The following is a 23,618-nucleotide window of genomic DNA, read 5'->3' as shown; positions in this document are numbered from 1 at the left end:
CGACCTCCCTGCGGAGCCGTCCGTGACGGGCCTCTCGACGGGCCTCCTCGAGGGACCAGCTCGACGATATCGCGCACTGTTGACTGCCGTCACCAACACGATACGCTCCCTGTGCGAGCCCACCACGACGCCCACAAGGCAGCCCACACGGCAAGGGGGCGAACCGCCATGGCCGGTCTGCACCGCTCCGCGCACGTCGACACCTTCGCCCGTGAGCATCTGCCACCGCCCGACCAGTGGCCCGAGCTCCGTTTCGACCTGCCGGGACTGCGTTACCCCGAACGGCTCAACGCCGCCGCCGAGCTGCTCGACGGCCCCGACGGCGATCGGCCGGTGTTCCACACCCCGTTCGGCGACACATGGACGTACGGCACACTGCGCGCCCGCGTCGACCGGCTCGCCCATGTGCTCACCGACCACCTCGGTGTCGTGCCGGGCAACCGGGTGCTGCTGCGCGGCCCGACCACGCCCTGGTTGGCGGCCTGCTGGCTGGCGGTGCTGAAGGCGGGCGCGGTCGCCGTCACCGTGCTGGCCCAGCAGCGCCCGCACGAGCTGCGGACCATGTGCGAGATCGCCCAGGTGCGGCACGCGCTGTGCGACGTCCGCGCCGTCGACGACCTCGCCAAGGCAGAGATACCCGGCCTGCGCATCGCGACGTACGGCGGCGACGCCCCCGACGACCTGCTGCGCGTCCCCGCGCCCGACACGCCGTACCCGGCCGCCGCCACCGCCGCCGACGACGTCGCGCTCATCGCCTTCACGTCCGGCACCACCGGACGGCCCAAGGGCTGTATGCACTTCCACCGGGATGTGCTCGCGATAGCCGACACCTTCTCGGCACATGTGCTGCGACCACATGTGGGCGATGTCTTCGCCGGCAGTCCCCCGCTCGGCTTCACCTTCGGCCTCGGCGGGCTCGTCATCTTCCCGATGCGGGCCGGCGCCAGCGCCCTGCTCCTCGAACAGGCCGGTCCCAAGCAGCTGTTGCCGGCCATCGCCGAGCACCGGGTCTCCGTGCTGTTCACCGCGCCCACGGCGTACCGCGCGATGCTCGACGAGCTCGACTCGCACGACATCTCCTCCCTGCGGCGCTGCGTCTCCGCGGGCGAGAACCTGCCCGCCGCCACCTGGCGGGCCTGGCACGAGCGGACCGGGCTGCGCGTCATCAACGGCATCGGCGCCACCGAGCTGCTGCACATCTTCATCTCCGCCGCCGACGAGCACATCCGGCCCGGGACGACGGGCGTGCCGGTGCCGGGCTGGCACGCGCGCGTGGTCGACGACGAGGGCCGGGAATTGCCCGACGGGGAGCCCGGCCTGCTCGCCGTGCGCGGTCCCGTCGGCTGCCGCTATCTCGCCGATCCGCGCCAGCGCGAGTACGTGCGCCACGGCTGGAACGTCACCGGCGACACCTACGTCCGGGAGAGTGACGGCTACTTCCGCTATGTCGCCCGCGCGGACGACATGATCATCTCGGCCGGGTACAACATCGCGGGCCCCGAGGTCGAGGAGGCCCTGCTGCGCCACCCGGACGTGCTGGAGACGGCGGTGGTGGGGCGGCCCGACGAGGCGCGCGGGCAGGTCGTGGTGGCATACGCGGTGCTCAGGGAGGGTGCGCGCCGGGACGCGGAGGGGCTGCGCGCCTTCGTCAAGGCAGAGCTGGCGCCGTACAAGTGCCCGCGCGAGATCTTCTTCCTGGACGCGCTGCCGCGCACCGCGACCGGCAAGCTCCAGCGCTTCCGGCTGCGCGACGGCGGTGCCCCGCCGGGTGACCACCAGTGATCCGCACGACCTAAGATGATCAACGTGTCCGACCAGCATGCACCACGGTCTCTCATCGTCACGCTCTACGGCGCCTACGGCCGCCACATGGCCGGCCCGGTGCCGGTCGCCGAGCTGATCAGACTGCTGGCCGCGGTCGGCGTGGACGCGCCTTCGGTGCGCTCGTCGGTGTCGCGGCTGAAGCGGCGCGGGCTGCTGCTGCCTGCCCGGACGGCACAGGGCGCGGCCGGGTACGAACTCTCCCCGGACGCGCGTCAGTTGCTGGACGACGGCGACCGCCGCATCTACACCGCCGCGCCGCCGGACGACGAGGGCTGGGTGCTCGCGGTGTTCTCGGTGCCGGAGTCCGAGCGGCAGAAGCGCCATGTGCTGCGCTCCCGGCTGGCCGGGCTCGGCTTCGGCACGGCGGCCCCGGGCGTGTGGATCGCGCCCGCGCGGCTCTACGCGGAGGCCCGGCACACGCTGCAGCGGCTGCGCCTGGAGCAGTACGTCGACTTCTTCCGCGGCGAGCACCTCGGCTTCACCCCGACCGCCGAAGCGGTCGCCCGCTGGTGGGACCTGGCCGCGATCGCCAAGGAGCACGACGCGTTCCTCGACCGCCACGCGCGTGTGCTGCACGAATGGGAGCGCCGGAGCGAGACCCCGCCGGAGGAGGCGTACCGCGACTACCTCCTCGCCCTGGACTCCTGGCGCCATCTCCCGTACACCGACCCCGGTCTGCCGGCCCGGCTGCTGCCGGAGGGCTGGCCGGGCGCACGCTCCGCGGCCGTCTTCCGGGGACTGCACGAGCGGCTGCGGGACGCGGGGGCGACCTACGCGGGGCTGTGACCTCGGGACCGCGTGGCCCGGCGGACTGCGTACGCCCTCAAGTCCCCAGTGTCAGCCGGGGTTTGGGGCCGTCCGTTCGGCCGGTCTGGGGGCGGCGGCTGCCTGCCCGGTACGGGGCGGGCCAGCCGACTCCCGGGCCGTCGTAGCCCTGCTCGGCCGCCGCGTGCAGCGTCCAGTGCGGGTCGTACAGGTGCGGGCGGGCGAGGGCGCACAGGTCCGTACGGCCCGCGAGGATCAGGGAGTTGACGTCGTCCCAGGACGAGATCGCGCCGACCGCGATCACCGGCAGCCCGGTGGCGTGCCGGATCCGGTCCGCGTACGGCGTCTGGTACGAGCGCCCGAACTCCGGCCGCTCGTCGGCCACGACCTGCCCGGTCGACACGTCGATGGCGTCGGCGCCGTGCGCGGCGAAGGCGCGGGCGATCTCGACGGCGTCCTCGGCGGTAGTGCCGCCCTCCGCCCAGTCGGTCGCGGAGATACGCACGGTCATGGGCCGTTCCTCGGGCCAGACACCGCGTACGGCGTCGAAGACCTCGAGCGGGAAGCGGAGCCGCTTCTCCAGGGAGCCGCCGTAGGTGTCCGTGCGGAGGTTGGTGAGCGGGGAGAGGAAGCCGGAGAGCAGATAGCCGTGAGCGCAGTGCAGTTCGAGAAGGTCGAAGCCGGCCCGGGCGGCACGCCAGGCGGCCGACGTGAACTGTTCGCGGATGTCGGTGAGCTGGGCGCGCGTGAGCTCGCGCGGGGTCTGGCTGCCGGGCTTGTAGGGGAGCGGGGACGCGGCCATGAGCGGCCAGTTGCCGTCGTCCAGCGGCTCGTCCATGCCTTCCCACATCAGCTTGGTCGAGCCCTTGCGCCCGCTGTGGCCGAGCTGGACGCCGATCGCGGTGCCCGGCGCCCGGGTGTGCACGAACTGGACGATCCGGCGCCAGGAGTCGGCCTGCCTGCCGGTGTAGAGCCCGGTGCAGCCGGGGGTGATGCGGCCCTCCGGGCTGACGCACACCATCTCCGTCATCACCAGGCCGGCGCCGCCGAGGGCACGGGCGCCGAGGTGGACGAGATGGAAGTCGCCGGGGACGCCGTCGGTGGCGGAGTACATGTCCATCGGGGACACGACGACCCGGTTGCGCAGGGTCAGGCCGCGCAGCCGGAAGGGGGTGAACATCGGCGGTGTGCCGGGCGGGCAGCCGAAGTCGCGCTCCACGGCCCCGGTGAAGTGGGCGTCGCGCATCCGCAGGTTGTCGTGGGTGACACGGCGGCTGCGGGTGAGCAGGTTGAAGGCGAACTGGCGCGACGGCTGGTCGAGGTAGAGGCCGAGGTTCTCGAACCATTCCAGGCTGGCGCGGGCGGCGCGCTGGGTGGAGGCGACGACCGGCTTGCGCTCCTCCTCGTAAGCCGCCAACGCCCGCTCCAGGGAAGGCTGTTCCTCCAGGCAGGCGGCGAGGGCGAGGGCATCCTCCACGGCCAGCTTGGTGCCCGAACCGATGGAGAAGTGGGCGGTGTGGGCGGCGTCGCCGAGCAGGACGACGTTGCCGTGCGACCAGCGTTTGTTGACGACCGTGCGGAAGGTGGTCCAGGCCGACTTGTTGGACTTCAGCGGCCGTCCGCCGAGCGCCTCCGCGAAGATCTTGGCGCAGCGTTCGACGGACCCCTGCTCGTCGAGGTCCGCGAACCCGGCCGCCTGCCAGACCTCGTCGCGCATCTCGACGATCACGGTGGAGGCATCGGCCGCGTACGGGTAGCCGTGCAGTTGCATCACGCCGTGCTCGGTCTCGGCGATCTCGAAGCGGAAGGCGTCGAAGGCGAAGTCGGCGGCCAGCCAGATGTAGCGGCAGTGGTGGGAGACCACATGGGGGCGGAACACATGGGTGTAGGCCTCGCGGGTGGCACTGTGCACACCGTCCGCGGCGATGACCAGGTCGTACGTCTCGGCGAGCCGGGCCGGGTCGGGGGCCGCGGTGCGGAAGCGGAGCTGGACGCCGAGGTCGTGGCAGCGGTTGTGCAGGATCTCCAGGAGGCGGCGCCTGCCGAGGGCGGCGAAGCCGTGTCCTCCGGAGGTCTGGCGGGTGCCCCGGTGGACGATGTTGATGTCGTCCCAGCGGGTGAAGTGCGCCTGCAGGGCCTCGTACACGACGGGGTCGGCGTGTTCGATGCCGCCGAGGGTCTCGTCGGAGAGGACCACTCCGAAGCCGAAGGTGTCGTCGGGGGCGTTGCGTTCCCATACGGTGACTTCGCGGGCCGGGTCGAGGCGTTTCAGCAACGCCGCCGCGTAGAGGCCGCCGGGGCCGCCGCCGATGATCGCGACTCGCAGGGGGTGGCTTGTCTTCGTCGGCGACTGCGTGTTTGTCGTGGCCGGCCACGCCCGCGCGGCGGTGGCCGCAAATTCGATTCGGCCCCGCGTCCCTTCGGTCTGCACGATCACCGCCCCTTCCACTGGGGAGGACGCTTCTCCGTGAAAGCCGCGTGGAACTCCGCGTAGTCCTCGCCGTTCATCAACAGGGCCTGCGTCGACGCGTCCATCTCCACCGCCGCCGCCAGCGGCATGTCCAGCTCGGCCGTCAGCAGGGCCTTCGTCTGGGCGTACGCGAGGGCCGGGCCGTCGGCCAGGCGGCGGGCGAGGGTCTGGGCGGCCTCGTCCGCACTCCCCTCCTCCGCCAGCTCGCTGATCAGGCCGATCCGCTCGGCCTCCGGCGCCCGGACCGAATCGCCCAGCATGAGCAGACGGGTCGCGTGGCCGAGGCCGACGACCCTGGGCAGCAGGTAGGCCGCGCCCATGTCGCCGCCGGAGAGACCGACGCGGGTGAAGAGGAAGGCGAAGCGGGCGGTGGGGTCGGCCACCCGGAAGTCGGCCGCGAGCGCCAGTACGGCACCCGCGCCCGCCGCCACCCCGTGCACCGCCGCGATCACCGGGAACGGACACTCCCGTACGGCCCGCACGACCTGCCCGGTCATCCGGTTGAAGTCGAGCAGCTGGGCGGTGTCCATGGAGAGGGTCGCGCCGATGATCTCGTCCACGTCGCCGCCGGAGCAGAACCCGCGGCCCTCGCCGGCCAGCACCAGAGCCCGTACCGCCTTCTCCCGGGACAGCTCGGCGAGCAGATCGCGCAGGTCGGCGTAGGCGCCGAAGGTGAGCGCGTTGAGTTTCTCGGGGCGGGCGAGGGTGACGGTGACGACCCCGTCGGTGTGCTCGACCCTCAGATGCTTCCAGTCGGGGGTGCGGGCGGCGGAGCCGGTGAAGGGACTCATGACGTGCGGCCTCCTCGGGCGGACGGCGGGCACTGACTCAGTGAGCTCTACCTCTGCCCTTCGAGCTCTACTCCCCGAAGTTATCACCCAACTTTGACTGTCGTCACCGGCACGCAATAGGCCACCTCGCCGCGACCCCTGCCGGTCACTCGCCGTGACCCACCTCGGTCATCGCCGTGACCCACCCCGGTCATCGCCGTGACCCGCCCCGGTCACATCCGTCACGGCTCGGCGACACCCGCGTAACGGCGGGATCGTCCGCGCGAGGCCGACCGTTCACCTGGGTAAGCCGCATGTCAGTCGGGGCCGAAGGTCCCGAACGGCGCCCACCGAGCGCTTCCTCGGCGTGGCGCCGTACCATTCATAAGGTTGAAAGCAGGACAGCCTGCTCATGAACGGACCCACCTTGTACGATCGCTCGCCCGCCGCCTGGCGCATCGCCCTGCCGCACACCACGGCGGCCGTGCCCGTCGCGCGCGCACTGGTCCGTACGGCGCTGGCCGAGCTGGAGCACGGAGCGTGCAGCGACACCGCCGAGCTGCTCACCGCGGAGCTGGTCGCGAACGCCGTGGAGCACACCGCGGGCAACGGCCCGATAGAGCTGGTCGTGGAGCTGCTGCCGTCCGGCTGTCAGGTCGAGGTCCACGACCCGGACCCGGCCCCGCCGGGCAACCTGACCCGCCCCACCGGGGGCGACCCCGACCCCTGGCAGGAACACGGCCGCGGCCTGCTCCTGATCCGCACCTTGAGCTCGTCCTGCGGCCACCGCCCGACCGAGTCCGGCAAGGCGGTCTGGTTCCGGCTGCCGACGGTGCCGGCGCAACGCCGCCCCGCGTAAGCCCGCCCCGCGGCCGCACCCCGCCGTGGCCATCGCACCCCGACGCGGCCACGCACCCCACCGCGGCCACCAAACCCCACCGCGGCCACCGCGCCCGCTCAGGCCAGCGTCGCCACCAGCACGGCCTTGATCGTGTGCAGACGGTTCTCCGCCTCGTCGAAGACCACCGCGTGCTCCGACTCGAAGACCTCGTCGGTCACCTCGAGGGACTCCAGACCGTACGTCTCGAAGATCTCCCGCCCGACCTTCGTGCCGAGGTCGTGGAAGGCCGGCAGGCAGTGCAGGAACTTGACGCCCGGGTTGCCCGTCGCGCGCAGGACGTCCATGGTCACCGCGTAGGGGCCGAGCGCGGCGATCCGCTCGGCCCAGACCTCCTTCGGCTCCCCCATCGACACCCACACGTCGGTGGCGACGAAGTCCACGGCACGCACCCCCTCGGCGACGTCCTCGGTCAGGGTGATCACGGCACCGCTGTCCTGCGCCAGCTTGCGCGCCCGGGCCACGATGTCGTCCTGGGGCCAGTAGTCCCGGGGCGCGACGATGCGCACGTCCATGCCGAGCAGCGCGGCGGTGATCAGATACGAGTTGCCCATGTTGAAGCGGGCGTCGCCCAGGTAGGCGAAGGCGATCTCCTTGAGCGGCTTGTCGCTGTGCTCCGTCATCGTCAGCACGTCGGCGAGCATCTGCGTGGGGTGCCACTCGTCGGTCAGGCCGTTGTAGACGGGCACGCCGGCGTAGGCCGCCAGGTCCTCCACCTTCTCCTGGCTGTCCCCGCGGTACTCGATCGCGTCGTACATCCGGCCGAGCACGCGGGCGGTGTCCCGCACGGACTCCTTGTGGCCGATCTGCGAGCCCGTGGGATCGAGGTACGTTGTGGAGGCGCCCTGATCGGCCGCCGCGACCTCGAACGCGCAGCGGGTACGTGTCGACGTCTTCTCGAAGATCAGCGCGATGTTCCTGCCTTGCAGGTACCGCGTCTCGGCCCCGGCCTTCTTGGCGGCCTTCAGCTCGGCGGCCAGCTCGATGAGCGCGAGGAACTCCTGCTCGTTGAGGTCGAGCTCCTTGAGGAGGTGGCGGCCGGCGAGGGCGGTCGGGACAGTCGCCATGGGGCGCTCCAGAGATACGAGAACAGGGGGACAGGGACCGGACTCTGGAAGTCTATACGATAGATAGAATTAATATACGGGGGCGCGTTCGACCGGACAGCTCATGCACCGCGGCCCGCCCCTTCCCCTCCCCAGCTCGCTCCCCGGAATCTCGATCACCTCGACGCCCTGCTTGCGCAGATGCGTGTTGGTGGTGGAGTTCCGCTCGTAGGCGACCACGACACCCGGCTCGACGGCCAGCACGTTGCAGCCGTCGTCCCACTGCTCCCGCTGGGCCGAGTGGACGTCCTGGGTCGCGGTGAGGACGCGGATCTCGCTCAGGCCGAGCGCGGCGGCGATCGCGCGGTGCATGTGCTCCGGCGGATGGTCGGTGACCTTCAGCTCCTTGTCGCCGGCGCCCGGCTCGATGGTGTACGAGCGGAGCATGCCGAGCCCCGCGTACTGGGTGAAGACATCGGCGTCGACCATCGTCATCACGGTGTCGAGATGCATCAGGGCCCGCCGCTTGGGCATGTCGAGGGCCACGATCGTCTGGGCGGACCCTGCGGCGAACAGCTTGTGGGCGAGCATCTCGACGGCCTGCGGGGTCGTCCGCTCGCTCATGCCGATGAGGACCGCGCCGTTGCCGATCACCAGGACGTCCCCTCCCTCGATGGTGGAGGGGTAGTCGGCCTGCCCCTCGGACCAGACGTGGAACGTTTCGTCACGGAACAGCGGATGATGCCGGTAGATCGCCTCGAAGTGCACGGTCTCGCGCTGCCGGGCGGGCCAGCGCATGGCGTTGACGGAGACGCCGTCGTAGATCCAGGCGGAGGTGTCGCGGGTGAAGAGGTGGTTGGGCAGGGGCGCGAGCAGGAAGTCGTCGAGCTCCATGACATGGAAGCGCACGGAGGTCGGCTCGGGGTGCGCCTCCAGGAACTCCCGTTTGGTCATGCCGCCGACGAGCGCCTCGGCCAGCTCGGGCGAGGGCAGGCCCTCGAATGCCGCACGGAGGTGGTCGGTGGCGAGCACCCCGTACTCCTTCTCGTCGAAGACCCGGTCCAGGACGAGTTCGCGGGCCGCCGGGATCTCCAGGGCCTCGGTGAGCAGGTCGCCGAAGAGATGGACGGTGACCCCCCGGTCGCGCAGCACGTCGGCGAACCCGTCGTGCTCGGCGCGCGCCCGGCGCACCCACAGCACGTCATCGAAGAGAAGGGCGTCCTTGTTGCCGGGGGTGAGCCTTTTGAGCTCCAGATCCGGCCGGTGCAGGATGACGCGGCGCAGCCGCCCGGCCTCGGAGTCGACATGGAATCCCATGCCTCCATCCTGACCAACAGGGGCCGCGTTCACCCCCTCCTTGCCGACAACTTCTTTTCGTCCTCTTGACGACAAGCGCGCCCCACGATTATCGTCCACATGACGAAAAAGAGGGGGCAGACTCCATGGCCGACATCACCCGGCGCCTCGGCTGGCGCCATCTGCGCGGCGCGCCGACGGCGCACATCCGCCACCACCGCGGCGGCAGGCTGCTGCACGACGGCCCCGGGCTCAGCTTCTGGTTCCGTGCGCTGACCGCCGCGATCTCCGAAGTCCCGGTCGATGACCGGGAGTTGGCGATGACCTTCCACGCCCGTACGTCCGACTTCCAGGACGTGGCCGTCCAGGCGACGGTCACCTACCGGATCAGCGACCCGGCCGCGGCCGCCGCCCGCCTCGACTTCTCGATCGACCCCGACACGGGCGCCTGGCGCACCGCTCCCCTGGAGCAGCTCGGCACCCTGCTCACCGAGACGGCCCAGCAGCACGCGCTGGACGTCCTGTCCCGTACCCCGCTGTCGGCGGCCCTGGTCGACGGGGTGTCGGCCGTGCGGGAGCGGATCACGCAGGGCCTCGGCCAGGAACCCCGCCTCCCGGCCACCGGCATCGAGGTGGTCGCCGTACGCGTCATCGCGCTGCGTCCGGAACCGGAGGTGGAGCGGGCGCTGCGCACGCCGGCGCGCGAGCAGATCCAGCAGGAGGCGGACCGGGCGACGTACGAACGAAGGGCGGTCGCCGTCGAGCGGGAGCGCGCCATCGCCGAGAACGAACTGGCCAGCCAGATCGAACTCGCCCGCCGCGAGGAGCAGTTGGTCGACCAGCGCGGCACGAACGCCCGCCGCGAGGCCGAGGAGCACGCGGCCGCGGACGCGGTCAGGGCAGAGGCGGAGGCGGCCCGCACGGTACGGCTGGCGGAGGCGGAGGCCACCCGGTCCGTACGCCTTGCCCGAGCCGAGGCCGAGGGCGCGCGTGAGGTCGGTGAGGCGCGGGCCCAGGCGCAGGCGGCCTGGCTGCGGGTGCACGCGGACGTGGACGTGGCGACGCTGCACGCCCTCACCGGGACACGGCTCGCGGAGAACCTGCCGCGGATCGACAGCGTGACGGTGTCCCCGGACGTGCTGACCGGGCTGCTCGCCCAGCTCGGCCGGCAGGAACGGGCGTGAGCCTCGCCCCCCGGGTCGTCCTCGTCCACCGGACCACGGAGTACGAGGAGTTGGTGGCCCGGCACGGCACACACGGCCAGGCCGCCTTCTTCCTGTCCTCCCGGGGCCGCGACATCGAGGAGATCGCCGAACGCCACCGCCGGACGCGTCAGGCGCTGACCGAGGTGACCTCGGCCATCCCCCTGACCTGGCGTCAGACCCGGGTGGAACGGGCCGACCTGGACCGCTTCCTGTTCGCGCCGGAGGACGTGGTGGTCGTGGTCGGCCAGGACGGCCTGGTCGCCAACGTGGCCAAGTACCTCGCCGGCCAGCCGGTGCTGGGCATCGACAGCGACCCCGGCCGCAACCCGGGCGTGCTGGTCCGGCACCGTCCCGCGGACGCGGCCAGGTTGTTCGCGTCCACGCAATCCGCGAGGGGCGACTGCGACGAACTCACCATGGTCGAGGCCGTCGCCGACGACACCCAGCGCCTGGTGGCGCTCAACGAGATCTACCTGGGCGCCGTCGGTCACCAGACGGCCAGATACCGCCTGGGCCTGGAGGACGACGGGGGTGTCGTCGAGGCCCAGGCCTCGTCCGGGGTGCTGATCGGCACCGGGACGGGCGCGACCGGCTGGATCCGGTCGGTCTGGCAGGAGCGGGGAGGGCGGCTGCGGCTGCCCTCCCCCACCGAGGAACGCCTGCTGTGGTTCGTACGGGAGGCCTGGCCGTCCCCGGCCACCGGTACGTCCCTGGTGGCCGGGGAGCTCGCGGCCGCGGCCCGGCTCCACCTCACCGTCGAGTCCGAGCGGCTGGTCGCCTTCGGGGACGGGATGGAGACCGACGCGGTCACGCTGACCTGGGGACAGACGGTCCGGGTCGGTGTGTGCCCGGACCGTCTGCTGCTCGTCAACTGACGGTCACAGCCGCGGGTCCACCGGCTCCGACTCCAGCGCCAGCACCCCGAACACCGCCTCGTGCACTCGCCACAGCGGCTCTCCCTCCGCCAGCCGGTCCAGGGCCTCGAGGCCGAGTGCGTACTCGCGGATGGCCAGGGACCGCTTGTGGTTGAGGAACCGCTTGCGCAGCCGGTCGAGGTTGTCGGGGCGCGTGTACTCCGGACCGTAGATGATCCGAAGGTACTCGCGGCCCCGGCACTTGATACCGGGCTGCACCAGCCGGCCCTCACTGCTGCGGACCACCGCGCCGAGCGGCTTGACGACCATGCCCTCGCCGCCCCGGCCGGTCATCTCCAGCCACCAGTCGACGCCGGCCCGCACCGACTCCGGGTCACCGGTGTCGACGTACAGGCGCCGGGTGGTCTGGAGCAGGCCGCTGCCGTCGTGCTCCACGAGCCGGTCGAGGAGCGCGAGCTGCTCGTCGTGCGGGAGCGCGGCGAGGCTGCGGCCCTGGACCGCCAGGATCTGGAACGGCGCCAGGCGTACGCCGTCCAGGCCGTCCGTCGTCCAGCAGTACCGGCGGTACGCGTCCGTGAACGCGGCCGCGTCCGACGCCCGTTCGCGCTGGCGCGCCAGCAGGTCCGACACGTCGACACCGCGCGCGGCGGCGCCCTCCAGCGCGGCCAGCGCACCCGGGAACGCGGCCCCGGAGGCGGCACCGACCGCCGCGTACTGGGCGCGCAGCAGGCCCGACGCCTTCAGCGACCAGGGCATCAGCTCGGCGTCGAGCAGCAGCCAGTCCGTCTCCAGTTCGTCCCAGAGCCCGGCCTCGCCCACAGCCGTGCGCAGCCGGTCGAGGATCGCCTCCGTCACCGACGCGTCGTCGAAGAAGGGCCGTCCGGTACGGGTGTAGATCGATCCCGTGGGACCGTCCACACCGAACCGTCCGCGCGCGGCCTCCGCGTCCCGGCAGACCAGGGCGACGGCGCGCGAACCCATGTGCTTCTCCTCGCACACGACCCGCTCGACACCGTCCTGCGCGTACTGCGCGAAGGCCTCCGCCGGGTGCTCCAGATAGCCGTCGACGTGACTCGTGGCCGTCGGCGCCATGGTCGGCGGGAGGTACGGCAGCAGCCGCGGATCGACCGCGAAGCGGCTCATGACCTCCAGGGCGGCCGCCGCGTTCTCCTCACGGATCGCGACACGGCCCTGGTGCCGGGTCTCCACGACCCGGCGCCCGTGGACGTCGGCCAGGTCGAGCGGTCGCCCGTCCTGGCCGCCCGGCGCCTCCGTCCGCAGCGGCCTGGCCGGCTCGTACCAGACCTTCTCGGCCGGTACGTCGACCAGCTCCCGCTCCGGCCAGCGCAGCGCGGTCAGCTTGCCGCCGAAGACCGCGCCGGTGTCCAGGCAGATGGTGTTGTTCAGCCAGGTGGCCTCCGGGACCGGCGTGTGGCCGTACACCACGGCCGCCCGCCCCCGGTAGTCCTCGGCCCACGGGTAGCGCACCGGCAGCCCGAACTCGTCGGTCTCCCCGGTGGTGTCGCCGTACAGCGCGTGCGAGCGCACCCGCCCCGACGTACGGCCGTGGTACTTCTCCGGCAGCCCGGCGTGGCAGACCACCAGCCGGCCGCCGTCGAGGACGTAGTGGCTGACGAGCCCGTCGATGAACTCCCGTACCTCCGCCCGGAACTCCTCGCTCTCGGTCCCCATCTGCTCGATGGTCTCGGCGAGTCCGTGCGTGTGCTGGACCTTACGGCCCTTCAGGTAACGCCCGTACTTGTTCTCGTGATTGCCCGGCACGCACAGCGCGTTGCCCGACTTCACCATCGACATCACGCGGCGCAGCACACCGGGGCTGTCCGGGCCGCGGTCGACGAGGTCGCCGACGAAGACGGCGGTACGGCCGTCCGGGTGCGCCCCGTCGACGTAGCCCAGCTTGCCCAGCAGCGACTCCAGTTCGGCCGCGCAGCCGTGGATGTCGCCGACGATGTCGAAGGGGCCGGTGAGGTGGGTGAGGTCGTTGAAGCGCTTCTCGGTGACGACGGTGGCGTTCTCGACGTCCTCCACGCCGCGCAGGACGTGGACCTTGCGGAAGCCCTCGCGCTCCAGGTGCCTGATCGAGCGGCGCAGTTCGCGGATGTGCCGCTGGATGACCCGGCGCGGCATGTCGGCCCGGTCGGTGCGGGCGGCGTTGCGCTCGGCGCACACCTCCTCGGGCACGTCGAGCACGATGGCTATCGGCAGCACGTCGTACTGCCGGGCCAGCTCGATCAGCTGCCGCCGGGAGTCCTGCTGCACGCTGGTGGCGTCGACCACCGTACGGCGGCCTGCGGCCAGGCGCTTGCCGGCGATGTAGTGCAGGACGTCGAAGGCGTCCCGGGTCGCGCTCTGGTCGTTCTCGTCGTCGGAGACCAGGCCGCGGCAGAAGTCGGAGGAGATCACCTCGGTGGGCTTGAAGTGCCGCCGGGCGAACGTCGACTTCCCGGAGCCGGAGGCGCCGACGAGGACGACGAGGGAGAGGTCGGTGACGGGCAGGACACGCCCGTTCGCTGCCTGAGTCATGCGGCCTTCGCCTCCTTCTCGTCGTGGTTCACGTTGCTGTTCAGGGTGAATACGGCCATCTGTGTGGGCGGCCCCACCTCCGGGTCGTCGGGCCCCACGGGCACGAACTCAACCCCGTACCCGTGCCGTCCGGCGACCGCGTCCGCCCAGGCGCGGAACTCCTCGCGCGTCCACTCGAACCGGTGGTCGCCGTGCCGGACGTGGCCGGCCGGGAGGGTTTCCCAGCGGACGTTGTACTCGACGTTGGGGGTCGTCACGAGGACGGTCCTCGGGCGGGCCGCGCCGAACACCGCGTACTCCAGGGCGGGCAGCCGGGGCAGGTCGAGGTGCTCGATGACCTCGCTGAGCACGGCGGCGTCGTAGCCCCCCAGCCGCTTGTCGGTGTAAGCGAGGGAGCCCTGGAAGAGCTTCACGCGCGAGGCCTGCCGCTCGCCCATCCGGTCCAGCTTCAGCCGCCGGCCGGCGATGGTGAGCGCCCGCATCGACACGTCCACACCCACGATCTCGGTGAACACCGGGTCCTTGAGCAGGGCCTGCACCAACTGGCCCTGCCCGCAGCCGAGGTCGAGCACGCGCGTGGCGCCGGCCGCCCTGAGCGCGGCGAGGATCGCGTCCCGTCGCTGCACGGCGAGCGGGGTCGGCTTCTCCTCTACCTCGCTCTCGGCCCCGACGGCGTTGTCGATGTCCTCGACCTCGCTGTCGTCGGCCTCGGCGAGCCGCACCAGCTCCAGCCGCTCCATCGCCTCGCGGGTCAGCGACCAGCGGCGGGACAGATACCGGCTGGTGATCACCTTCTGCTCCGGGTGGTCGGGCAGCCAGCCCTCACCGGCCCGCAGCAGCTTGTCGACCTCGTCGGAGGCGACCCAGTAGTGCTTGGCGTCGTCGAGGACGGGGAGCAGCACGTAGAGGTGGCGCAGCGCCTCGGCGAGGGTCAGCGCCTGCGACTCCAGCACGAGCCGCACATAGCGCGAGTCGCCCCACTCGGGGAACTGCACGTCCAGCGGCACGGGCTCGACGGTCACGGCCCAGCCGAGCGGCTCGAACAGCCGCCGTACGAGCTCCGGGCCACCGCGGGCCGGCAGCGCGGGCACCTCGATGCGCAGGGGCAGCGGCTGGGCGGCGCGCTCGGGACGGGCGTTGCACACGCCTCGCATCGCGCTGGAGAACACCGCGCTGAGCGCGACCGCGAGCAGCGACGAGGCGGCGTACGGCCGGTCGTTCACATACTGCGCGAGCGCCGCGTCGGGCGCCCCGCCCCGGCCCTTGCCCTTCCCCCGCCGGACCAGCGCCACCGCGTCCACCTCCAGGAGCAGCGCCGCCGTGCAGCGCTCGGCGTCCGCCTCGGGGTAGAGGACGTGGGCCGTGCCGTAGGAGGTGGAGAACGTCTGCGCCTTCTCGGGATGCTTGTGCAGCAGGAAGCCGAGATCGGTGGCGGGGCGTTCGCGGGTGCCGGTGGTGGTGATGGTCAGGAACACGGTGGGTCGGCCTTCGAATAGGGTCTGAGCTGCGCCTGTGCGCCGCCTGTACAAGTTACAGAGCGCGGCTCGGAACCACCTGGGGTTTTTGCCGCCCGGCAGGCAGACCCGGCCCGCAGACCCGGCCCGCAGACCCAGGCCGAGGGCCCCGGACCGCGGCCCCGGGGGCCGGTTGCTCCCGAGGGCCGCGGAACGGACGCGGCCGACCGAGGGGTTACGACAGCTGGGACTGGACCTGGGAGGAGATGAGCTCCAGGTGGTCCAGGTCGGACAGGTCGAGGACCTGGAGGTAGATCCGCCGGGAGCCGATCTCCTGGTACCGACCGATCTTCTCGACGACCTCGGCGGGAGACCCGGCGAGCCCGTTGATCTTCAGCTCGTCCACCTCGCGCCCGATCGCCGCGGCGCGCCGGGCGACCTCCTGGTCGTCCTTGCCGACGCACACGACAAGGGCGTTGGAGTAGACGAGGTCGTCCCCCTTGCGGCCGAGCTCCTCGGCGGCGGCCCGCACCCGTCCGAACTGCCGCTCGCTGTCCTCGATCGAGGCGAAGGGCATGTTGAACTCGTCGGCGTACTGGCCGGCCAGCCGCGGCGTGCGGGTGGCGCCGTGCCCGCCGATCAGGACCGGGATCCTGCTCTGGGCCGGCTTGGGCAGGGCGGGCGAGGCGGTGAGGTCGTAGTAAGTGCCGTGGAAGTCGAAGGTCGCGCCAACCTCCGTCGCCCACAGCCCCGTGACGATGGCGAGCTGCTCCTCCAGCCGCCCGAACTTCTCCTTCGGGAAGGGAATGCCGTATGCCTGGTGCTCCTCCTCGAACCAGCCCGCGCCCAGGCCGAGTTCGACACGGCCGCCGGACATCTGGTCGACCTGGGCGACCTGGATGGCGAGCACGCCGGGCAGCCGGAAGGTGCCGGCGGTCATCAGGGTGCCGAGGCGGATCCGCTTGGTCTCGCGGGCGAGCCCGGCGAGCGTGATCCATGCGTCGGTCGGCCCGGGAAGGCCGTCACCGGAACCCATCTTCAAATAGTGGTCCGACCGGAAGAACGCGTCGAAGCCAAGGTCCTCGGTGGCCTTCGCCACGCTGAGCAAGGTGTCGTAGGTGGCCCCCTGCTGGGGCTCGGTGAAGATGCGAAGATCCATGGCTCCATCCTGCACGCCTCACGACCCGTCAACCGCACCGGTCCCCCGGGCCCGCGCATCCCCGGTCGGGTGAATTCCGTCAACGCCGAAGCCGCCGTCTGCCCGGACCAGTGACCGGCCCCCACGGTGATCGTTGGCTCGGTCGGAGCCGGACCGCCCGGCCCCCGCCCGGCCTGCGAACGCGCCGGTGCGTCATCGTGTCGGCCCGCTGTCAATGGGGGGGCCGGAGGCCCGAGGAGGCCGTCATGTCCGAGGAATTCGCGCCACCGCAGAGCGGCGGCACCGGCCAGCCGAAAGGGCTGCTCCAGCAGATGGAGGAGCTGATGGCCGCCCTGAACGCGGATCTGTCGGCCCTGGACGCGGACCTACAGGCGACCGGCGGCCCCGGGCAGGGCCGGAGGCAGGAGAACGAGGCGGGCTGACGGGCGACCGCGGGCGGTGCTGGGGGCCGCGAGCCGGTGCCGGGGACCACGAGCCGGTGCCGGGAGCCACGAGCCGGTGCTGGAGGCCGCGCCCCCAGGCCCCCCGCTCCGCCCTGAAGCCCGGCGAAGCCCGGCGCCGAGGAGATCCCGTACCCCGCCGCGCTACCCCGCCTCCCGCTCCGCCAGCACCTCTTCCCGGTCCGCCAGTCTCCGCAGCATCTCCAGCACCCGGTCCCGGGACTCGTCCGCCGCGTCGATCGCCTCCATGCACTGCCAGTACGTCGTCTCGTCGTCCGCCGCGCTGGCCAGGCCGACCATGGCGATTCCGACCTCCCCCAGCAGGCTGCCCAGATGCATCAGCGCCTGCCGTGCGTCGCCCAGCTCGGTGAGCTGGGCCGCGCGTAAGTCGCCGTCCGCCAGGTCCGGCACATCCAGCACCCCGCACCCACGCCCCGCGAGCTCCGTCAGCCCCAGCGCCTCGCCCCGCAGTTCGGGTGGACCGAAGACCGCCAGCCGGCTTCCTATCGCCTGAGCCAGGGCCTGCGCCTGCCACACCTCGGTCATGGTCTCGGGCGCGCCCCCACTACCCGCCAGCGCACGCCTGCTAGTCAAGATGAGCCGCACCGCGTCCATCCGCAGTCCCCGTCTGTCGCGACGCGCTGCCCACGCGTCCGCCCGAACTCCCTTGTTCACTACCCAGAGTGAGGGCGCTTGAGACGAAAAGCCAGAGGAAGACGGAAATCTATGGACAACTTTTCGGTTGCGGCCACCTGAATGAATACGGAGCGTACAAGCGGACGAAGGCCTTCCCCGGCGCTCGCCTACGGCGCGGGAAACCTCCGTTCGTTCCGGTCGATCTTCGCGTCCAGCGCGGCCAGCACATCGATCCCGAGCACCTCACACAGCTGCAGGAGATACGCCAGCACGTCCGCGACCTCATCCGTCACGCGCGCCGCGGTCCCGGCGTCGTCCATGACCCGCGCCGACTCCTCCGGCGTCAACCACTGGAAGATCTCGACGAGTTCGGACGCCTCGACGCTGAGCGCCGCGACGAGGTTCTTCGGCGTGTGATACGGCTGCCAGTTCCGCGCGGCGGCGAACTCGGCCAGCCTGCGCTGCAACTGGGCCACGTCAAGAGGTTCGGTCACGCGTCAAGATGTACCACCGTCACGCCGTCCTCCCCGGCCACCGCCGACCCGTCGCTCACCGCCCCGACCACCCGGATGTGCCCCCGCTCGCACATCCGCGAGGCCAGCCGCAGCAACTCCCCCCGCTGCCCCGGATCCAGTCCCCGGTCCAGCCCGTCCGCCAGCACGGTCAGCGTCTGCAGGGCCGCGGGCACCTCACCCGCCGGGTCGACCTCCAGCACCCCGGGCCCCGTCAGCAGCACCAACGACAGCGCGAGATACCGCAGCTCCCCGTCCCCCAGCCGGCCGAGCCCGGTCCGCACCCCGTCCCCCCGGTCGAGTACGGCCCGCACGGTGCCGTCCGTCAGCACCTCGGCGACGACGTCCGCCACCGGCCCCGCGCACCCCGCCCGGGCCGCCGCCACGAGCCGCGCGTGCCGCTGCCCGCACTCGGCCCGGGTCCGCCACAGCACATCGGCGAGGTTGTCGCAGCCGCCGAGCAGCCGCCCGGAGCCGACCGGCACCGCGTCCCGCATCCGCTCCGGCCGAGGGTCGCAGGCGAACACCGACCGCAGGGCCACCACCATCTGCTCGGCCGCCGCCAGCACCCGCCGCTGCCCGTCCGTCTTGCCGGCCACCCGCAGCGGCAGCAGTGCGGTGCCGAGCCGGTCGTCGGGCAGCGGCGCCCGCGTCACCGGCGACTGTCCGGCCGTGTGCCAGGCGGCCTGCACCCAGGGCCGGCTCGGATCACGCAGGGCGGTCTCCAGCAGGACCAGGCCGCCCGCGCTCAACCGCTCCCCCACGATGCGCAGTTCGGGCTCGGCCTGCACGGCGACGTCGAGTCGCACCGACCCCTCGGGCCCCTCGGCGGTGCAGCCGATGCGGAAGCCGCGCCGCCGCTGGGCGTCGGGCCGGGCCCGCTCCGGAACGCAGGCCACCGGGTCCGGGAACACCTCCCCGATGCCCGCGCCGCCGCCGAGCCGCGCCAGTGCCTCGTACGCCCGTAACGCGCTGCTCTTCCCGCTGCCGCTCGGCCCGGTGAAGAGCGTGAGCGCGCCGAGCGGGAACGCGGCCCGCCGGTGCCCGGCGAACGCGGACAGCCGCAGCTCGGTAAGCCGCGGCCTGCACAGCACCTCGCCGGCATCCTCCGTACCGGGCGGCCCGGCCGCACGGCGTTCCTGAGACGGCGGGGACACGGCACCAGACACACACGACACGCCCATGTCCGGACCGTAGGCCCCCTACCGACGGGCGAACCGTTCCACCCGGCACCCTTCCTACGATCGAGCGAGCGCCCCGGCGAGCCCGTCACGCGCCCGGGACCCCGGCCCCCTCCATCAGCCCGCTGACCTCGGTCCCCGGCGGCGTCAGCAGAAACACATTGCGGTCCACCCGGTGCATCCCGCTGCCCAGCCCGAAGACGACACCCGTGCTGAAGTCGAGGACCCGCTTGGCGACCTCGCCCTCCGCGCCCGTCAGGTCCAGCAGCACCGGAATCCCGGCCATCAGTGTCTCGGCGACCTCGCGGGCGTCCCCGAACACGTTGACCCGCAGGACGACGAACCGGCGCCGGGGCTCCGTCACCGCCTCCGGCATCGCCCGGTGATCGACCGCCGACGGCCAGGCGTCGCGGCCGCGCAGCGGCACGACCTGGGCGAGCCCTTCCCACTGTTCATCGGTGACGTCGTGGCTGTTCACCGGCTCCCCCCGCCTTGCTTTGCCTTCGATGCCTGCACCAGCCAATTCTTACGTCAAGTCACCCGTTCGGCCCAACTGCGACACGGACCGCGACGGTATCGGATGGGGTCGTATCCCTCACATCGGGCCATCCGCGACTGTGTGGCCGACGTAACTCCCGTGGGTCTGCTCGTCCTTCCTCGCCGACGCCGAACCGGGCACCGAGGTGCCGGTCTTCGTGCAGCGCTCCCCGCACTTCCGGCCGCCGGCCGACGCCTCGACGCCGATGGTGATGGTCGGGCCGGGTACGGGTGTCGCGCCCTTCGTCGGCTTTCCGCAGGAGCGGCGCGCGCTCGGGCACAAGGCGCCCAACTGGCTGTCCTTCGGCGAGCAGCACCGGGCGAGCGACTTCTACTACGAGGACGAGCTGACCGCGCTGCTCGCCGAGGGCACCCTAGACCGGCTCGACACGGCCCTCTCCCGCGACCAGCGCAACAAGGTGTACGTCCAGGACCGGATGCGCGAGCACGGCCCCGAGCTGTGGCGCCGGCTCCAGGACGGTGCCCACTTCTACGTCTGCGGCCACGCCTCGCGCAGGGCCAAGGACGTGGACCGGGCGCTACGTGCGGGACGTCTACTGACCGCCTCCCGCTGCGCCCCGGGTGCTTCTCACCCGGCTCACACCGGACTCTTCACCTCCCTCGGCACCGTGCTCACCAGGCCTGATTACGGTCCGGTGGCGTGCAGTCGGCAGAACAGCAGATCGTGACACCGGGCCGGCGGCCACAGTCGCCGACAGCCGCCGTCCCGGAACCCCCCGCCCAGTGGCACCGCGTCCTGACCCTCCTCGCGGACGTCAGTCTCTTCATCGGCACGCGGGCGATCTGGACGTCGGCGGCGAGCCACCGGCTCGTCGTGGCCGCCGCCATCTCGGCGTGCTACGCCGCGATCCTGGTCTGCGGCGTGGTGGCGCTCACCGTGCGGGAGGCGAGGTCGCTGGCCCGGGTCGACGGTTGCGTCCTGGTGACCGGGGTGACGCTGACGCTGTGCGCGTGGGCGATGCACCACGGCGGCAGCGACGAGGCGGTCCTCACCACCCAGGCCGCGCGAACTGGTCGCCGGGCACCCGGTGTACGGGCAAGCGTGGCCCTGGCTCTTCGGTCACGGCGTCGCCCTCACCCCGACGGTCACGGGCGGCTACGACTTCACGTACGGCTATCCGCCCCTGGCCCCGCTGCTGACCGCGCCGCTGCTGTGGCTGGGGCACGGGGCGCTGCCCGCGACGGTCGTGAGCACGGCGGCCCTGATCGCCGGGACCGTCGCGCTGTGGGGGATGCTGCCCGCCCCGTGGCGGTCGGCGGCGACCATGGTGTGCCTCGGCTTCGGGTTCCTGCCGTCGTACGGCCGCCTCGGCTATCCGGCGATCGTGGCGCTGGCCCTGCTGGTGCCGGTGGTGGTGCGCTGGCCGCGGACCGGGCGGGGCGGGCTGCTCGGGGCCGGCGGGCTGACGCGGGCGGCATGCCTGGGGGCGGCGTGCGCGGCACAGCAACTGCCCTGGTTCCTCGCGCCGTTCCTGCTGGCCGGGATCTACGCCGTGCGGCGCGGAGAGCTGGGCGCGCGGGCGGCGGCGCTGGTGACGGCGCGCTTCGCCGGGGCCGCCGGGGTCGTATGGCTGCTGATCAACACCTATTTCGTGGTGAGCGAGCCGGGCACCTGGATCCGGGGCATAGCGCTGCCCCTGACCCAGGGCGCGGTGATCCACGGGCAGGGCGTGGTCGGCGTCTCGCTGTACCTCACCGACGGCAGTGACCGCCTCGACTGGTACTCCCACGCGAGCATCCTGCTGGCGGCGGGGCTGCTCGCCCTGTCGGTGCTGTTCGTACGGCGGCTGGGGCCCGCGGCGACCGTGCTGCCGTGGTGTGCGTTCTTCCTGGCGACGCGCTCCCAGGACGGCTACTACCTGATGATGACGCCGCTGTGGCTGGCGGCGGCGGTGACCGCTCCGGCGGCGGAGTTCGCCGCGGCCTGGCAGCCGCGTCCGCGGGTGCTGTCGAGGCGGTCGGCGCGGATCGCGGCGGCCGTGCTGCTGATCGCCCCGGCCCTGGCGAGCGCGGTGTGGGCGGCGACCGGGACGCCGCCGCTGAGCCTTCGCCTCGCGTCCGTGCGGTGGGCGACGCCGACTGCCGTGGCGCGCCTGGAGGTCGACGTCACCAACAAGGACACCGCCGCCCTGACGCCCCACTTCACGCTGACCACGGGCCAGGGCATGGGCCGGTACTGGACGGTCGTACGGGGTCCGGCGACGCTGTCCGCCGGTGCCACGGCGCGCTACGAACTCCGGCCGCCGGCGGGGCGGTTCGCGCTGCCCCGGGCGGGCGTACGGATCCGGCTGCGGGCCCTGACGGCCGTACCGCAGACGCTGTCGAGCGTCGACCTCAGGCTGCGGCCGTCCGCGTGAAGCGCAGGGTGGTGGCGACCGTGGTGTGGCCGCGCATCATGCCGAGCTGGTTCCAGCTCATGCCGAACTGCTCGCGGTCCACGGTGAACTCGGCGTCCAGGGTGAGCGACCGGTCGTCCGCGCCGACGAGGCGGGCCGTGACGGACTTGGGCCGGCTGACGCCGCGGACGGTGAGCTGACCGACGACGTGCACCTCGTCGGTGCCGCGCAGCTCCGCGCTGCGGACCGAGAAGGTGATCTCGGGGTGGTTGCCGGCGTCGAAGAAGTCGGCGGAGCGCAGGTGCTCGTCCCGCTTGGCGTTGCGGGTGTCCAGCGAGGTGGCGTCGACGGTGATCGTGCCGACGGCGGAACCGTCGGGCCGCACCTCGCCGTTGCCGGTGACGGTGGCGAAGGCGCCCTTCACATTGACCAGGCCCCACATCGTCCTGTGCCGTACGGCGACGGTGGAGGCGGCGGGGTCGAGCTGCCACAGGCCTGTTTCCACGGCGACGGTCATGATCCTTCTCCAGCGACTTGTCGTTCAAATTTGGATGACTGAACGCTAGCCCATAATCCAAAACTGAACAACCATCTCGTCCAAAAATGAACGACAGGTAGAATCGGGCCATGTCCGCCCCACACGAAGACCCCACCGACCAGCTCGAATGCCCCTCCGCCCAGGGCGGTGGGCTGCTCCCCGCCGAGCTGCGCGGCTGGATGCTGCTGCTGGCGGCGACGGGCGCCGTCGAGCAGGAGCTGCGCTCGGTCGTCAAGGAGCGGCTGGACGTCTCCCACGACGAGTTCCTCGTGCTCTGCCTGCTCGCCGAGCAGCCCGCCTCGGGCAGCCTGCGGATGACCCGGATCGCGGAGCTGCTCGGCCGCCCCAAGACCCGGCTCACCTACCAGATCGCCTGCCTCCAGCACGCCGGTCTCGTCACCCGCAAGTCGGTGTGCGGGGACAAGCGGGGCGTCGAGGTCGCCCTGACGGACAAGGCGCGGCGCCTGCTGACGGAGTCCTCCGAGGCGCTGGCCCGCACGGTGAAAGTGGCGCTCGCCCGGTTCGTGGGGCCGGAACAGCGGGACGCGCTGTCCCACCTGGTCCCCGATCTCGCCGAGGAGCCGGAAGGGAGTTGAGCGGCCGGCGAACGTTGCGCGCACGAGCGGCGTCATAGCGGTACCCGTCCCCGAAGGGAGTGCCGCCATGCCCGCCGTACTCGTGACCGCCCGTGCCGCACTGGTGGGAGGCCTGATCTGCGCGGCCGCCGCCTGCGGCACCGAGACCGACCCCGCACGGGAACTCGCCCCATGGCAGGAACCCGCCGCGTACACCTACACGCTCCGCTCCACCGAAGGGGAACGGAGCCTCATCGGCACCTTCCGGATCACCGTCCGCGACGGCGCGGTGGTCAAGGCGGTGGGTCTCGACGACAGCGGCAGGCGCGTGGTCGAGGACATCCCCGAGGAGGTGCCCACCATCGGGGAACTGCTCGCGGAGTTGGAGCAGGCGCGGCGCGACGACGCCGACAAGGCCGAGGCCGAGCACGCCGACGACGGGCATCCGGTGCGGATCTCGCTGGACTGGATGGAGAACGCGATCGACGACGAAGCCCTGTACGTCATCAGCGACTTCGCGCCGGGCCGCGGCTAGC

The 23,618-nt window shown here is 72.1% G+C and carries 20 protein-coding genes and 2 pseudogenes; 10 read left to right on the top strand and 12 right to left on the bottom strand.

Annotated features, from left to right (window positions below; translation table 11 throughout):
* The first annotated feature begins 168 nt into the window (after positions 1-168).
* Positions 169-1,782 (top strand): AMP-binding protein, encoded by a 1,614-nt coding sequence (locus ACIRD7_RS00805; protein WP_403447893.1) that lies wholly within the window; start codon positions 169-171, stop codon positions 1,780-1,782.
* 15 nt (positions 1,783-1,797) lie between these two features.
* Positions 1,798-2,610 (top strand): PaaX family transcriptional regulator C-terminal domain-containing protein, encoded by an 813-nt coding sequence (locus ACIRD7_RS00800; RefSeq protein WP_403447891.1) that lies wholly within the window; start codon positions 1,798-1,800, stop codon positions 2,608-2,610.
* A gap of 37 nt (positions 2,611-2,647) precedes the next feature.
* On the opposite strand, the gene ACIRD7_RS00795 is transcribed toward ACIRD7_RS00800, so the two are convergent.
* Together ACIRD7_RS00795 and ACIRD7_RS00790 are read right to left on the bottom strand one after the other, a co-directional pair.
* Positions 2,648-4,915: a bifunctional salicylyl-CoA 5-hydroxylase/oxidoreductase gene (locus ACIRD7_RS00795; RefSeq protein WP_403451588.1), complete on the bottom strand. Its 2,268-nt coding sequence runs from the start codon at positions 4,913-4,915 to the stop codon at positions 2,648-2,650.
* 107 nt (positions 4,916-5,022) lie between these two features.
* A complete protein-coding gene (locus ACIRD7_RS00790; protein ID WP_403447890.1) occupies positions 5,023-5,850 on the bottom strand; it encodes an enoyl-CoA hydratase family protein in 828 nt (275 codons plus the stop codon).
* Positions 5,851-6,241: 391 nt separating this feature from the next.
* Here ACIRD7_RS00790 and ACIRD7_RS00785 point away from each other — a divergent pair, with 391 nt between their 5' ends.
* Complete coding sequence (locus ACIRD7_RS00785) at positions 6,242-6,688, top strand: ATP-binding protein (protein WP_403447888.1); 447 nt, start codon at positions 6,242-6,244, stop codon at positions 6,686-6,688.
* Between the two features lie 98 nt (positions 6,689-6,786).
* Here ACIRD7_RS00785 and argF read toward each other — a convergent pair whose 3' ends face one another.
* Together argF and ACIRD7_RS00775 are read right to left on the bottom strand one after the other, a co-directional pair.
* Positions 6,787-7,794, bottom strand: a complete 1,008-nt coding sequence (argF, locus tag ACIRD7_RS00780) for an ornithine carbamoyltransferase (protein WP_403447887.1) — start codon at positions 7,792-7,794, stop codon at positions 6,787-6,789.
* A 69-nt stretch (positions 7,795-7,863) separates the two neighbouring features.
* A complete protein-coding gene (locus ACIRD7_RS00775; RefSeq protein WP_403447885.1) occupies positions 7,864-9,090 on the bottom strand; it encodes an arginine deiminase in 1,227 nt (408 codons plus the stop codon).
* Positions 9,091-9,215: 125 nt separating this feature from the next.
* Here ACIRD7_RS00775 and ACIRD7_RS00770 point away from each other — a divergent pair, with 125 nt between their 5' ends.
* Complete coding sequence (locus ACIRD7_RS00770) at positions 9,216-10,253, top strand: SPFH domain-containing protein (RefSeq protein WP_403447884.1); 1,038 nt, start codon at positions 9,216-9,218, stop codon at positions 10,251-10,253.
* Positions 10,250-11,149 (top strand): hypothetical protein, encoded by a 900-nt coding sequence (locus tag ACIRD7_RS00765; RefSeq protein WP_403447882.1) that lies wholly within the window; start codon positions 10,250-10,252, stop codon positions 11,147-11,149. Before ACIRD7_RS00770 ends, ACIRD7_RS00765 begins: the two co-directional genes overlap by 4 nt.
* Positions 11,150-11,152: 3 nt before the next feature.
* Here ACIRD7_RS00765 and ACIRD7_RS00760 read toward each other — a convergent pair whose 3' ends face one another.
* The 3 genes from ACIRD7_RS00760 to ACIRD7_RS00750 form a co-directional block, all read right to left on the bottom strand.
* Entirely contained in the window at positions 11,153-13,693 is a 2,541-nt protein-coding gene (locus ACIRD7_RS00760; RefSeq protein WP_403447881.1) for a polynucleotide kinase-phosphatase, read from the bottom strand.
* The gene (locus ACIRD7_RS00755; protein ID WP_403447879.1) at positions 13,690-15,168 is read right to left on the bottom strand and encodes a 3' terminal RNA ribose 2'-O-methyltransferase Hen1; all 1,479 of its coding nucleotides are present in this window, start codon (positions 15,166-15,168) and stop codon (positions 13,690-13,692) included. The genes ACIRD7_RS00760 and ACIRD7_RS00755 overlap by 4 nt, the downstream gene beginning before the upstream one ends.
* 214 nt (positions 15,169-15,382) lie before the next feature.
* Complete coding sequence (locus ACIRD7_RS00750; protein ID WP_403447877.1) at positions 15,383-16,306, bottom strand: LLM class F420-dependent oxidoreductase; 924 nt, start codon at positions 16,304-16,306, stop codon at positions 15,383-15,385.
* A gap of 245 nt (positions 16,307-16,551) precedes the next feature.
* Between ACIRD7_RS00750 and ACIRD7_RS00745 the strand changes: the two genes are divergently transcribed.
* A complete protein-coding gene (locus tag ACIRD7_RS00745; protein WP_403447875.1) occupies positions 16,552-16,728 on the top strand; it encodes a hypothetical protein in 177 nt (58 codons plus the stop codon).
* A gap of 162 nt (positions 16,729-16,890) precedes the next feature.
* Here ACIRD7_RS00745 and ACIRD7_RS00740 read toward each other — a convergent pair whose 3' ends face one another.
* The 4 genes from ACIRD7_RS00740 to ACIRD7_RS00725 form a co-directional block, all read right to left on the bottom strand.
* Positions 16,891-17,361 carry a DUF6099 family protein gene (locus ACIRD7_RS00740; RefSeq protein ID WP_403447873.1) on the bottom strand — a complete coding sequence of 157 codons (471 nt, stop codon included), beginning with the start codon at positions 17,359-17,361 and terminating at the stop codon, positions 16,891-16,893.
* A gap of 188 nt (positions 17,362-17,549) precedes the next feature.
* Positions 17,550-17,876, bottom strand: coding sequence for a nucleotide pyrophosphohydrolase (locus tag ACIRD7_RS00735; protein WP_403447872.1), 327 nt, complete (start codon positions 17,874-17,876; stop codon positions 17,550-17,552).
* Positions 17,873-19,078, bottom strand: a complete 1,206-nt coding sequence (locus ACIRD7_RS00730; RefSeq protein ID WP_403447870.1) for an AAA family ATPase — start codon at positions 19,076-19,078, stop codon at positions 17,873-17,875. The genes ACIRD7_RS00735 and ACIRD7_RS00730 overlap by 4 nt, the downstream gene beginning before the upstream one ends.
* Positions 19,079-19,163: 85 nt before the next feature.
* Positions 19,164-19,553: a cell division protein SepF gene (locus ACIRD7_RS00725; protein WP_403447869.1), complete on the bottom strand. Its 390-nt coding sequence runs from the start codon at positions 19,551-19,553 to the stop codon at positions 19,164-19,166.
* A 163-nt stretch (positions 19,554-19,716) separates the two neighbouring features.
* Between ACIRD7_RS00725 and ACIRD7_RS00720 the strand changes: the two are divergent.
* A pseudogene (locus ACIRD7_RS00720) lies at positions 19,717-20,301 on the top strand (hypothetical protein); the annotation flags it as partial.
* Positions 20,298-21,990 (top strand): annotated as a pseudogene (locus tag ACIRD7_RS00715) (hypothetical protein). The pseudogenes ACIRD7_RS00720 and ACIRD7_RS00715, both read left to right, overlap by 4 nt.
* Here the strand turns inward: ACIRD7_RS00715 and ACIRD7_RS00710 are convergent.
* Positions 21,968-22,486, bottom strand: coding sequence for a YceI family protein (locus ACIRD7_RS00710; RefSeq protein WP_403447867.1), 519 nt, complete (start codon positions 22,484-22,486; stop codon positions 21,968-21,970). The pseudogene ACIRD7_RS00715 and the gene ACIRD7_RS00710 overlap by 23 nt on opposite strands.
* Positions 22,487-22,596: 110 nt before the next feature.
* On the opposite strand from ACIRD7_RS00710, the gene ACIRD7_RS00705 reads away from it, so the two are divergent.
* Positions 22,597-23,103, top strand: coding sequence for a MarR family winged helix-turn-helix transcriptional regulator (locus ACIRD7_RS00705; protein ID WP_403447866.1), 507 nt, complete (start codon positions 22,597-22,599; stop codon positions 23,101-23,103).
* Positions 23,104-23,170: 67 nt separating this feature from the next.
* Positions 23,171-23,617: a DUF6174 domain-containing protein gene (locus tag ACIRD7_RS00700; RefSeq protein WP_403447865.1), complete on the top strand. Its 447-nt coding sequence runs from the start codon at positions 23,171-23,173 to the stop codon at positions 23,615-23,617.
* Position 23,618 lies beyond the last annotated feature (1 nt).

Source organism: Streptomyces sp. NPDC093568 (genome assembly GCF_044764945.1).
Lineage (GTDB): Bacteria > Actinomycetota > Actinomycetes > Streptomycetales > Streptomycetaceae > Streptomyces.
This window is presented reverse-complemented; position numbering and strand designations above follow the sequence as displayed.

Bases quoted from the DNA above. Each gene is read 5' to 3' on its own strand.
- ACIRD7_RS00805 (WP_403447893.1), top strand. From the start codon at position 169: ATGGCCGGTCTGCACCGCTCCGCGCACGTCGACACCTTCGCCCGTGAG.
- ACIRD7_RS00800 (WP_403447891.1), top strand. From the start codon at position 1,798: ATGATCAACGTGTCCGACCAGCATGCACCACGGTCTCTCATCGTCACG.
- ACIRD7_RS00790 (WP_403447890.1), bottom strand. From the start codon at position 5,850: ATGAGTCCCTTCACCGGCTCCGCCGCCCGCACCCCCGACTGGAAGCAT.
- ACIRD7_RS00785 (WP_403447888.1), top strand. From the start codon at position 6,242: ATGAACGGACCCACCTTGTACGATCGCTCGCCCGCCGCCTGGCGCATC.
- argF (WP_403447887.1), bottom strand. From the start codon at position 7,794: ATGGCGACTGTCCCGACCGCCCTCGCCGGCCGCCACCTCCTCAAGGAG.
- ACIRD7_RS00775 (WP_403447885.1), bottom strand. From the start codon at position 9,090: ATGGGATTCCATGTCGACTCCGAGGCCGGGCGGCTGCGCCGCGTCATC.
- ACIRD7_RS00770 (WP_403447884.1), top strand. From the start codon at position 9,216: ATGGCCGACATCACCCGGCGCCTCGGCTGGCGCCATCTGCGCGGCGCG.
- ACIRD7_RS00760 (WP_403447881.1), bottom strand. From the start codon at position 13,693: ATGACTCAGGCAGCGAACGGGCGTGTCCTGCCCGTCACCGACCTCTCC.
- ACIRD7_RS00750 (WP_403447877.1), bottom strand. From the start codon at position 16,306: ATGGATCTTCGCATCTTCACCGAGCCCCAGCAGGGGGCCACCTACGAC.
- ACIRD7_RS00745 (WP_403447875.1), top strand. From the start codon at position 16,552: ATGTCCGAGGAATTCGCGCCACCGCAGAGCGGCGGCACCGGCCAGCCG.
- ACIRD7_RS00740 (WP_403447873.1), bottom strand. From the start codon at position 17,361: ATGGACGCGGTGCGGCTCATCTTGACTAGCAGGCGTGCGCTGGCGGGT.
- ACIRD7_RS00730 (WP_403447870.1), bottom strand. From the start codon at position 19,078: ATGGGCGTGTCGTGTGTGTCTGGTGCCGTGTCCCCGCCGTCTCAGGAA.
- ACIRD7_RS00710 (WP_403447867.1), bottom strand. From the start codon at position 22,486: ATGACCGTCGCCGTGGAAACAGGCCTGTGGCAGCTCGACCCCGCCGCC.
- ACIRD7_RS00705 (WP_403447866.1), top strand. From the start codon at position 22,597: ATGTCCGCCCCACACGAAGACCCCACCGACCAGCTCGAATGCCCCTCC.
- ACIRD7_RS00700 (WP_403447865.1), top strand. From the start codon at position 23,171: ATGCCCGCCGTACTCGTGACCGCCCGTGCCGCACTGGTGGGAGGCCTG.